This window comes from Jidongwangia harbinensis (assembly GCF_020216025.1).
GTDB lineage: Bacteria > Actinomycetota > Actinomycetes > Mycobacteriales > Micromonosporaceae > Actinoplanes > Actinoplanes harbinensis.
Genome location: NZ_JAIWNC010000062.1, coordinates 3,007 through 15,293 on the forward strand (window position 1 = coordinate 3,007; position 12,287 = coordinate 15,293).

Below are 12,287 nucleotides of genomic sequence, written 5' to 3' on the forward strand. Positions count from 1 at the left end.
ATGGGTATCTCGGACGACCGCGTTGCCGAGGCGCTGCGGACGGCGCTGAAGGACAGCGGACGGCTACGGGAGCAGAACCGTGCTCTGGTGGCGGCGGCACGCGAGCCCATCGCGATCGTGTCGATGGCGTGCCGGTTCCCCGGCGGGGTCACGTCCCCGGAAGACCTGTGGCGGCTCCTGCACGACGGCGGTGACGCGATCACCGCGATCCCCGGCGACCGCGGCTGGGAGATCGAGACCGGCCCGATGTGGAGCGGCGGCTTCCTCGACGACGTGGACCGCTTCGACGCCCGGCTCTTCGGCATCAGCCCGCGCGAGGCGTCGGCCATGGACCCGCAGCAGCGGCACACCCTCGAGGTCTCCTGGGAGGCGGTGGAGCGGGCCGGGATCGACCCGTTCGCGCTGCGGGGCAGTTCCACGGCGGTGTTCCTGGGCGCCTCCACCGGCTCGCACAACGACGCGTACCCGATCATGCTGCGCGCCGACCCGGAGTCCGACGGCGGGCACCTGATGACCGGCAACGCCAACAGCGTCATCTCGGGCCGGGTCGCGTACGCGCTGGGCCTGGAGGGGCCCGCGGTCACGGTCGACACCGCGTGTTCCTCGGCGCTCGTCGCCATGCACCTGGCCGCCCGGGCGCTGCGGCAGGGCGAGTGCACGCTCGCGCTGGCCGGCGGCGTCACGGTCATGTCCGGACCGGACATCTTCCTCGGCTTCCAGCAGCAGGGCGGGCTCGCGAGCGACGGCCGCTGCAAGGCGTTCGCCGACGGCGCCGACGGCACCGGATTCTCCGAGGGCGTCGGGGTCCTGCTGCTGGAGAAGCTGTCGGACGCACGCCGCAACGGCCACCCGGTGCTGGCCGTGCTCCGCGGCTCCGCGGTCAACCAGGACGGCGCCTCCAACGGGCTCACCGCCCCGAACGGTCCCGCCCAGCAGCGCGTCATCCGGCAGGCGCTGGACTCCGCCGGGCTGGCCGCCGCCGACGTGGACGCGGTGGAGGCCCACGGCACCGGCACCACGCTCGGCGACCCGATCGAGGCGTACGCGCTGCTCGCCGCGTACGGCCGCGACCGTGACCCGGCCCGGCCGCTGCGCCTCGGCTCGGTCAAGTCGAACCTCGGGCACACCCAGGCCGCCGCCGGCGTGGCCGGCGTCATCAAGACCGTGCTGTCCATGCAGCACGGCGTCCTGCCGCGCACGCTGCACGTGGACGCGCCGTCCTCGCGGGTGGACTGGTCGGCGGGCCACGTGGAGCTGCTCACCGAGAGCCTGCCGTGGACGCCCGGTGCGGCACCGCGCCGCGGTGGCGTGTCGTCGTTCGGGATCAGCGGCACCAACGCCCACGTGATCCTGGAGGAGGCGCCGCCCGCGGACGTCCCGGCCCCGGCGGCGCGGCGGCCCGGACCGGTCCCGGTCGTGCTCGCCGGGCGCGACGAGCCGGCACTCGCCGCGCAGGCGGAGCGGCTCCGCGGCTGGCTGGCCGAGCACCCGGACGGCGAGCCGGCCGACCTGGCGTACTCGCTCGCCACCACGCGCGCCGCGCTGCCCGCGCGGGCCGCCGTCGTCGCCGCCGACCGGGCCGGGCTGGCGCGTGCGCTGGAATCGGTGACCCCGGCGGCCCGGGCGACCGGCCGGACCGTCTTCCTGTTCACCGGTCAGGGTGCGCAGTGGTCCGGCATGGGCCGTGAGCTGTACGCGGGACAGCCGGTCTTCGCCGCGGCGTTCGACGAGGTGTGCGCCGGATTCGACCTGCCGCTCAAGGACGTCATGTTCGGCGAGGCCGGGGACGAGCGGCTGGACCGGACGCAGTTCACCCAGGCGGCGCTGTTCGCGTTCGAGGTGGCGATGTTCCGGCTCCTCGACTCCTGGGACGTGCGTCCGGACGTGCTGATCGGGCACTCGATCGGCGAGATCGCCGCGGCCTACTGCGCCGGCGTCTGGAGTCTGGCGGACGCCTGCCGTCTCGTCGCGGCGCGGGGCAGTCTGATGCAGGCGCTACCGGCCGGCGGCGCGATGGTCGCGATCCAGGCGTCCGAGGCGGAGCTGGCCGGCGCGGACGTGGACATCGCCGCCGTGAACGGTCCGCGGTCGGTGGTCATCGCCGGGCCGGCGGAGAAGGTCGAGGCGGTGGCGGCGACGTTCGCCAGGACCCGCCGGCTGGAGGTGTCGCACGCGTTCCACTCGTCGCTGATGGACCCGATGCTGGACGAGTTCCGCACGGTCGTTTCCGCGCTGACGTTCCACGAGCCGTCGATCCCGCTGGTGAAGGACGTGTCGGACCCGGAGTACTGGGTGCGGCACGTGCGCGACACCGTCCGGTTCGCCGACGACGTCGCCGAGGTGGCCGATGCCGGGCTCTTCGTCGAACTCGGACCGGACGCCGCACTGATCCCCGCGGTGGCGCAGATGCGCGGCGACGCGCTGCTGGTACCCACGGCGAAGCGGGGTAAGCCGGGACTCGGCACGGTCGCCGAGGCGGCCGGACGGATCTGGGCCGCGGGACGGCCGGTGAACTGGGCCGCCTACCACCGGGACAGCGGCGCGGTCCGGGTCGACCTGCCCACGTACCCGTTCCAGCGGCAGCGCTTCTGGCCCCGCCCGGCCGTCGGGGCCGGTGACGTGGCCGCCGCCGGTCTGCTCAGTCCCGGCCACCCGATGCTCGGCGCCGCCGTCACCCTGGCCAGCGGGGACGGCCTCGTCCTCACCGGCCGGGTCTCCACGCGTACCCATCCCTGGCTGGCCGACCACGTCGTGGCCGGCACCGTACTGCTGCCCGGCACCGCCCTGCTGGAGCTGGCGCTCAGCGCCGGTCGGCAGGCCGGCTGCGACGCCGTCGAGGAACTCACCCTGTCCGCGCCGGTGGTCGTGCCGGACGGCGACGCCCTCGTGCTGCAGCTGACCGTCGGTGCCCGCACCGACGGCCGGCGCGGCCTCCAGATCCACTCCGCGGCCGGCGACGACTGGACCCTGCACGCCGAAGGCGTCCTCGGCGCCGCCGGCGAACCGGCGGCCGGGAGCGGCGAGCCGTGGCCGCCGGCCGACGCCGTCCCGATCGACCTCACCGGCCTCTACACCGGCCAGGACCCCGACGGCCCCACCTTCGGTCCCGCCTTCCAGGGCCTGCGCCGGGCCTGGCGCCGGCCCGGCGGTGAGGTCTGTGCCGAGGCCGACCTGCCCGGCGACGACGCCGGTCACTACGGCCTGCACCCCGCGCTGCTCGACGCCGGGCTGCACGCGATCCGCGCCGGCGGCCTGCTCGCCGACGACCGGCCCCGGCTCCCGTTCGTCTTCACCGACGTCGACCTGCACGTGGCCGGCGCCGGCCCGCTGCGGCTGCGGCTGCGCGCCGACGCCCCGGACACGATCAGGCTCGACCTCGCCGACGGGCGCGGCGTTCCGGTCGGGCGCATCGGCGCGCTGAGCCTGCGTACCGTCGACACCGGGTTGATCCGCGCCGCCGGGGTGTCCGAGGCGCTGTACCGCGTCGACTGGGTGCCGGTGCCCGCCCCGGCGGCGGCCGGCGTACCCGCCCATGACATCGCTCGGCCCGCCGGCGCCGAGGACGCGCTCGGTGCCGTGCAGCGCGCGCTCGCCGACGAGGACCAGCCGCTGCTCGTCGTGCTCACCCGCGCGGCGACCGGCGCCGACCCGGACCCCGGCGCCGCCGCCGTGTGGGGCCTGGTCCGCGCCGCTCAGGCCGAGCACCCCGGCCGCTTCGTGCTGCTCGACGACGCCGCCGACGCCGACGTCCCGGCGGCGGTGGCCACCGGCGAACCCCAGCTCGCCGTGCGCGACGGCGGCCTGTACGCCCCGCGCCTGACCCGGATGCCGGCCGGCGCATCGGTGACCCCGAGCTTCGGCGCGGGCACCGTGCTGCTCACCGGGGCGTCCGGCGCGCTCGGGGCGGTGGTGGCCGACCACCTCGTCTCCGCGTACGGAATCCGGTCCCTGCTGCTCGTCTCGCGTCGCGGCGCCGCCGGCCTCGCGGACCGGCTCACCGCGGCCGGCGTGACCGTACGCGACGCCACGGCCGACGTCTCCGACCGCGACGCCATGACCGCCCTCCTCGCCGGCGTGCCCGACCTGTCCGCGGTGGTGCACCTGGCCGGCGTCGTGGACGACGGCGTGGTCACCGCGCAGACCCCGGCCCGGATCCGCGCCGTCCACGCGCCCAAGGCCGGCGGCGCGCAGGTCCTCGACGACCTCACCCGCGACCGCGACCTCGCCGCGTTCGTCGTGTTCTCGTCCGCCGCCGGAGTCCTCGGCAACGCCGGTCAGGCCGGGTACGCGGCCGCCAACGCGTACGCCGACGCGGTCGTCGCCCGCCGCCACGCCGCCGGACTGCCCGGAGTCTCCCTCGCCTGGGGAATGTGGGACATCGGCGCCGGCATGGTCGCCGGCCTCGACGGCGCCGGCGTGAAGCGGCTGCGCCGCTCGGGCGTCCGTGGCTTCGACGCCGCCCGCGGGCTCGCCCTGCTGGACCACGCGCTGGGCACCGGTGCTCCCGCGCTCGTCCCCATCCTGCTCGACCTCGCCGCGGTGCCCCGGGACGCCGTGCCGCCGTTGCTGCGCACGCTGGTCCGCCCCCGGCCGGCTCGCACCGAGGCCGACGGTGGCGCCGAACCCGGCCTGGCCGCCCGGCTCGCCGCGCTGGCCGGCGGGGACCGGCTGCGGCTGCTCACCGACCTGGTCCGCGACAAGGTCGCCGTGGTTCTGGGCTATCCGGACCCGGCCGTGGTCGCCGCCGCGCAGACCTTCACCGAACTCGGCCTCGACTCGTTGACCGCGATCGAGTTGCGTGACCGGCTCGGCGCCGCGGTCGGGCTCCGGCTGCCCGCCACGCTCGTCTTCGACTATCCGACCGCCACCGCCCTGGCCGGCCACCTCGACGACCGGCTCGGCGGCGGGACAGCCCCGGACGCCCCGGTGGTCCGCGCGGCGGACATCGGCGACGACCCGATCGTGATCGTGGCCATGGCCTGCCGCTACCCGGGCGGGGTCACCACCCCCGACGAGTTGTGGGCCCTGGTCCGCGACCGGGTCGACGCGATCAGCGAGTTCCCGCCGGACCGCGGCTGGGACGTCGACGGCATCTACCACCCGGACCCGGACCGGCCCGGCAAGAGCTACACCCGGCACGGCGGCTTCCTCGACGGTGCGGCCAATTTCGACCCCGCCCTGTTCGGCATGTCCCCGCGCGAGGCCCTGCACACCGATCCGCAGCAGCGGCTCCTGCTGGAGACCGCGTGGGAGGCGTTCGAGCGGGCCGGCATCGACAGCGCGTCGCTGAAGGGCTCGGCGACCGGCGTCTTCACCGGCATCATGTACCACGACTACGCCGACCTGCTGCGCTCCACGCCGGAGTCGGCCGGTGCGGTCGGCACCGGCGAGCACGCCAGCATCGCGTCGGGCCGGCTGTCGTACACGTTCGGGCTGGAGGGCCCGGCGGTCACGGTGGACACGGCGTGTTCGTCGTCGCTGGTGGCGTTGCACCTGGCCGCGCAGGCGCTGCGGTCGGGGGAGTGTGACCTGGCGCTGGCCGGCGGGGTCACCGTCATGGCGCGGCCGGACGTGTTCGTCGGCTTCTCCCGCCAGCACGGCCTGTCGCCGGCCGGGCGGTGCCGCTCGTACGCGGACGGCGCCGACGGCACCGGCTGGGCCGAGGGCGCCGGCCTGGTGCTCGTCGAGCGGCTCTCCGACGCCCGGCGTCACGGCCACCCGATCCTGGCGGTGGTGCGGGGCACCGCGGTCAACCAGGACGGTGCGTCGAACGGGTTGACGGCGCCGAACGGCCCGTCGCAGCAGCGGGTGATCCGGCAGGCGCTGGCGAACGCGGGTCTGCGCCCGGCCGACGTGGACGTGGTGGAGGGCCACGGCACGGGTACGTCGCTGGGTGACCCGATCGAGGCGCAGGCCCTGCTCGCCACCTATGGCCAGCAGCGGGAGACGCCGCTGCGGTTGGGGTCGGTGAAGTCGAACATCGGCCACACCCAGGCGGCGGCCGGCGTCGCCGGCATCATCAAGATGGTGATGGCGTTGCGTCACGGCACGGTGCCCGCCACGCTGCACGTGGATGCGCCGTCGTCGCACGTGGATTGGGAGTCCGGTGCGGTCCGGCTGGTCCGGGACGCCGAGCCGTGGGACCGGGCAGATCGGCCGCGCCGGGCGGGTGTCTCCAGCTTCGGGATCAGCGGCACCAACGCCCACGTCGTCATCGAGGAACCGCCCGCGGTGGAACCGGTCGCCGAGCCGGTCCGGGAACTGCCGGCCGTTCCGGTGTTGCTGTCGGCGCGGGACGAAGCCGCCCTGGCACTGCCGGATCAGGTCGATCTGAATGTGGCGTTCACGCTGGCCGTCGGCCGGACCGCGCTGCCGGTGCGGAGCTTCGCGATCGGTGGCGGCGGGTTCGCGCCGCCGGTCCGGGCGGTCGAGCAGACGACGGCGTTGTTGTTCACCGGTCAGGGTGCGCAGTGGCCGGGCATGGGCCGCGACCTCTATGACACGTTCCCGGTGTTCGCGGATGCGTTCAACGAGATCTGCGCGCAGTTCGAGTTGCCGCTGCTGGACGTCGACGAGCAGCTGGACCAGACCCGGTTCACGCAGGCGGCGTTGTTCGCGTTCGAGGTGGCGATGTTCCGCCTCCTCGAATCGTGGGGCGTCCACCCGGATGTGCTGATCGGTCACTCGATCGGTGAGGTCGCGGCGGCCTACTGTGCCGGAGTCTGGAGTCTTGAGGACGCCTGCCGTCTCGTCGCGGCGCGGGGCAGTCTGATGCAGGCCCTGCCGGCCGGTGGCGCGATGATCGCGGTCCAGGCGTCCGAGGCCGAACTCGCCGACGAAGACGTCGACATCGCCGCGATCAACGGTCCCCGGTCGGTGGTGATCGCCGGACCGGTGGAGAAGGTGGAGGCGGTGGCGGCGAAGTTCGCCAAGACCCGCCGCCTGGATGTCTCGCACGCGTTCCACTCGTCGTTGATGGACCCGATGCTCGACGAGTTCCGCGCGGTGGTCGCGACGTTGACGTTCCACGAGCCGTCGATCCCGTTGGTGAAGGATGTGTCGGACCCGGAGTACTGGGTGCGGCACGTCCGGGACACGGTCCGGTTCGCCGACGACGTGGCGGCGGCGGAGGCTACCGCGTTCCTCGAGATCGGGCCGGACGCGGCGCTCACCCCCGCCGTGATGCAGATCCGCGACGACGCCCTGGTGATTCCCGTCTCGCGCCGGGGCCACACCGATGTGGTCTCCGCGGTGAGCCGGTACTGGGCGGCGGGCGGCACCGTCGACTGGACCGCGTTCTTCGCCGGGACCGGAGCCAAGCTGGTCGAGGCGCCGACCTACCGGTTCCAGCGCCAGCGCTACTGGCCCGAGCCGGTCGCCGAGGTCGGTGATCTGGCCGCCGCCGGGTTGGCCGACCCCGGCCACCCGCTGCTCGGCGCCGCCATCACCCTCGCCGGGCGGGACGGGCTGCTGCTCACCGGCAGGCTGTCGCTCGCCACCCACCCGTGGCTCGCCGGCCATGCGGTCGGCGGCACGGTCACCCTGCCCGGCACGTTGCTGCTCGAACTCGCTCTGCACGCCGCCGCCCGAACCGGCCACGACTCCGTCGACGAACTGATCCTCCGCGAACCCGTCGTGCTCACCGGCACCGAACCCCTCGTCCTCCAGATCACCGCCGGACCGTCCGGCGTCCAGATCCACTCCGCGGTGGGCGACGACTGGCTGCTGCACGCCGAAGGCGCCCTCGGCACGGCCACCGCGCCGACCGCGCGGCTCGACGTCCGGCACTCCGCCGAGGCCACCGAGATCGACCTCACCGGCTTCTACGACACCCTCGACCCGGCGGGGCCGGCCTACCGCGGCGCCTTCCAGGGCCTGCGGCGCGCGTGGCGCGAACCCGACGGCACCTACCTCGCCGAGGTCGAACTCCCGGACGCCGGGCGGCACCGGCCCGAGCTGTACGGCCTGCACCCGGCGCTGCTCGACGCCGCCCTGCACCCGCTGGCGCTCGACCCGGGCACGGCCGGCCCGCAACTGCCCTTCTCCTGGTCCGGCGTGCGCCTGTACGCCACCGGCGCCGACACCGTACGGGTACGGCTGAGCCCCGCCCGGGCCGGAGCCGTCTCCCTCGCCGTCACCGACCTCGACGGCACTCCGTTGCTGTCGGTCGACGAGCTGGCCCTGCGCCCGACGGCGGGTACGGCGCCGGTGGTCCGCGACGGCCTGTTCCGGGTCAACTGGCGGCCCGTCCCCGCGCCCGGCCCGGACCACGCGGGCGCGGCCTTCACGGTCGTCCGTCCCGGCACCGCCGCCGAGGCGCTCACCGCACTCCAGCAGCCCGCCGCCGGCACCCTGGTGGTCGTCACCGTGGACGCGACCGGCACCGCGCCCGATCCCGAGGCGGCCGCCGTCTGGGGCCTGGTGCGCTCGGCACAGGTGGAGCAGCCCGGCCGCTTCGTGCTGCTGGACACCGGCAGCGCGGCGTCGGACGCCGAGATCGCCGCCGCCGTGGCGACCGGGGAGCCGCAACTGGCTCTCCGCGACGGGCGCCTGCTCGCCCCGCGCCTCGCCCGCCTGACCGCGCCGGAACCCACCCCGCTCGACCTCGGCGCCGGCTGGGTGCTGGTGACCGGCGCGTCCGGCGCGCTGGCCGGCGTCGTGGCGGAGCACCTCGTCACCGCGTACCAGGCGAGCAGGCTTCTGCTGGTGTCCCGCCGGGGCGCCCCGGAACTGGCCCGTCGGCTCACCGAACTCGGGGCGGAGGCCCGCTCGGTGGCGGCCGACGTCAACGACCGTGCCGCGATGGCCGCCCTCGCCGGGGACGTCACCGCGGTCGTGCACCTCGCGGGCGTCCTCGACGACGGGCTCGTCGGCTCGCTGACCGGGGAACGGCTCGCCGCCGTGCTGGCCCCCAAGGCCGGCGGTGCCGACGTCCTGGACCAGGTGCTGGGGGACGTGTCGGCGTTCGTCGTGTTCTCCTCGGCCGCCGGGGTGTTCGGCAACGAGGGCCAGGCCGCCTACGGCGCCGCCAACGCGTACGCGGACGCCGTCGTCGCCCGTCGCCGGGCCGCCGGACGGCCGGGCATCTCCCTCGCCTGGGGAGTCTGGTCGGACGCCGGCATGGCCGCCGGCCTGGACACCACCCACCTGCGGCACACCGGGCTGCTCGGGCACACCACCGCCGAAGGGCTCACCCTGTTCGACGCCGCACTCGCCGCCGGGGAACCGTTGGCCGTCCCGGTACGGGTGGACCGTGTCGCCCTCGCCGCGTCCGCCGTGGTGCCGCCGCTCCTGGGTGACCTGGTACGCGGGCGGACCCGGCGCTCGTCGGCGGCCTCGGGCCCGGGCCGCCGGCTGGCCGCGCTCGCCGCCCCGGAGCGCCGGCGCGTGCTCCTCGACCTGGTTCGCGAGCACGTCGCCGCCGTCCTCGGCCACGCCGGGCCGGCCGCCGTCGCCACGGTGCAACCCTTCACCGAGATGGGCTTCGACTCGCTCACCGCGATCGACCTGCGCAACCGCCTGCAGACCGCGACCGGGCTCCGCCTGCCCGCCACCCTCGTCTTCGACCACCCGACCGTGGAACGTGCCGCGGATCTGCTCGCCGGACTCCTCGACGATGGCCCGCAGCCGAAGCCGGACGCCACCCGCGCCGTGCGTACCGAGGACGAGCCGGTGGTCATCGTGTCGATGGCCTGCCGGTTCCCGGGTGGAGTCTCGTCGCCGGAACAGCTGTGGGACCTGGTCCGGGACGGCGTGGACGCGGTCGGTGAGTTCCCGGCCGACCGGGGCTGGACCGATGTCTACGACCCCGACCCGGACCGGGCAGGCACCAGCTACACCCGGCACGGTGGTTTCCTCTACGACGCGGACGCGTTCGACGCCCGACTGTTCGGCATGTCCGAGCGCGAGGCGGTCGGCACCGATCCGCAGCAGCGGTTGTTGCTGGAGACGGCGTGGGAGACGTTCGAACGCGCGGGCATCGACACCACGGCGTTGCGTGGCTCCGCGACCGGCGTCTTCACCGGCGTGATGTATCACGACTACACGGACCTGCTCGCCGGGACGACGGAGGCGGAAGGCGCGGTCGGTTCGGGTGCGACGGGCAGTGTGGCGTCGGGCCGACTGTCCTACACCTTCGGTTTGGAAGGGCCTGCGGTCACGGTCGACACGGCGTGTTCGTCGTCGCTGGTGGCACTGCACCTGGCAGTACAGGCCCTGCGTTCCGGTGAGTGTGACCTGGCCTTGGCCGGTGGAGTCACCGTCATGGCGACCCCGGCGACGTTTGTCGGGTTCTCCCGCCAGCGTGGTCTGTCGGTCGACGGCCGGTGCAAGGCGTTCTCCGACAGCGCTGATGGTGTCGGCTGGGGTGAGGGCGCGGGCCTGCTGCTGGTCGAGCGATTGTCGGATGCGCAGCGTCACGGGCACCCCATTCTCGCCGTGGTGCGGGGCAGCGCCGTCAACCAGGACGGCGCGTCGAACGGTCTGACCGCGCCGAACGGCCCCTCACAACAACGAGTGATCCGCCAGGCACTGGCCAACGCCGGCCTCAACCCGGCCGACGTGGACGTGGTCGAAGGCCACGGCACCGGCACGTCGTTGGGCGACCCGATCGAGGCGCAGGCCCTGCTGGCCACTTACGGTCAGGAGCGGGAGACACCGCTGCTGCTGGGGTCGGTGAAGTCGAACATCGGCCACACCCAGGCCGCAGCCGGCGTCGCCGGCATCATCAAAATGGTGATGGCGCTGCGTCACGACACGGTGCCCGCCACCCTGCATGTGGATGCGCCGTCGTCGCACGTGGACTGGGCGTCCGGCGCGGTGGAACTGCTGACCACCGCGGTGTCGTGGGACCGTCACGACCGTCCGCGCCGGGCGGGTGTGTCGTCGTTCGGGATCAGTGGCACCAACGCGCACACCATCATCGAGGAACCGCCGGTGGTGGAACCGGTCACCGAGCCGGTCCGGGAGCTGCCGGCCGTTCCGGTGCTGCTGTCAGCGCGGGATGAAGCCGCCCTGGCGATGCCGGATCACGTCGACCTGAACGTGGCATTCACCCTGGCGACCGGTCGGACCGCGCTACCGGTGCGGAGCTTCGCGATCGGCAATGGTGATCTCGCGCCACCGGTGCGGGCGGTTGAGCAGAAGACGGCGCTGCTGTTCACCGGTCAGGGCGCGCAGTGGCCGGGCATGGGCCGCGACCTGTACGACAGCTACCCGGTGTTTGCGGACACGTTCAACGAGATCTGCGCCCAGTTCGAGCTGCCGTTGCTGGACGTCGACGAACAGCTGGACCAGACCCGGTACACGCAGGCGGCGTTGTTCGCGTTCGAGGTGGCCATGTTCCGCCTCCTCGAATCCTGGGGGGTCAAGGCCGACGTGCTGATCGGCCACTCGATCGGTGAGATCGCCGCCGCCCACTGCGCCGGAGTCTGGAGCCTGGAGGACGCCTGCCGCCTGGTCGCCGCCCGCGGCAGTCTGATGCAGGCCCTGCCGGCCGGTGGGGCGATGGTCGCGGTCCAGGCGTCCGAGGCCGAGTTGGCCGGTGAGGACGTGGACATCGCGGCGGTGAACGGGCCGCGGTCGGTAGTTATTGCCGGTCCGGTGGAGAAGGTGGAGGCGGTGGCGGCGAAGTTCGCCAAGTCCCGCCGTCTCGATGTCTCGCACGCGTTCCATTCCTCGTTGATGGATCCGATGCTCGACGAGTTCCGGTCGGTGGTCGCGACGTTGACGTTCCATGAGCCGTCGATTCCGTTGGTGAAGGATGTGTCGGACCCGGAGTACTGGGTGCGGCACGTGCGGGACACGGTCCGGTTCGCCGACGACGTGGCCGCTGCTGACGTCACTGCGTTCCTTGAGATCGGTCCCGATGCCGCGCTGATTCCGGCGGTCGCGCAGATCCGCGACGACGCGGTACTGATCCCGGTGTCGCGGCGGGACAACACCGATGTGGTCAGCGCGCTTTGCCGGTACTGGGCGGCGGGTGGCACCGTCGACTGGGCCGGGTTCTTCGCCGGCACCGGCGCGCGGCTGGTGGAGGCGCCGACGTACCGGTTCCAGCGGCAGCGGTACTGGCCCGAGCACACCCGGCAGATCGCCGACGTGACCACGGCCGGGCTGAGCAGCTCGGCGCACCCGCTGCTGGGCGCGGCCGTTGCGCTCGCCGACGGAGACGGGCTGCTCCTCACCGGCCGGCTGTCGCTCGCCACCCACCCGTGGCTTGCCGACCACGAGATCGGCGGCACCGTCCTGCTGCCCGGCACCGCCCTGCTCGACCTGGCCCTGCACGC

1 pseudogene (running past one end of the window) is annotated in these 12,287 nt (G+C 74.2%); it reads left to right on the plus strand.

Features of this window, described 5'->3' with window-relative positions:
- A pseudogene (locus LDL48_RS41390) lies at positions 1-12,287 on the plus strand (SDR family NAD(P)-dependent oxidoreductase) (its annotated part continues 15,481 nt past the right edge of the window); the annotation flags it as partial.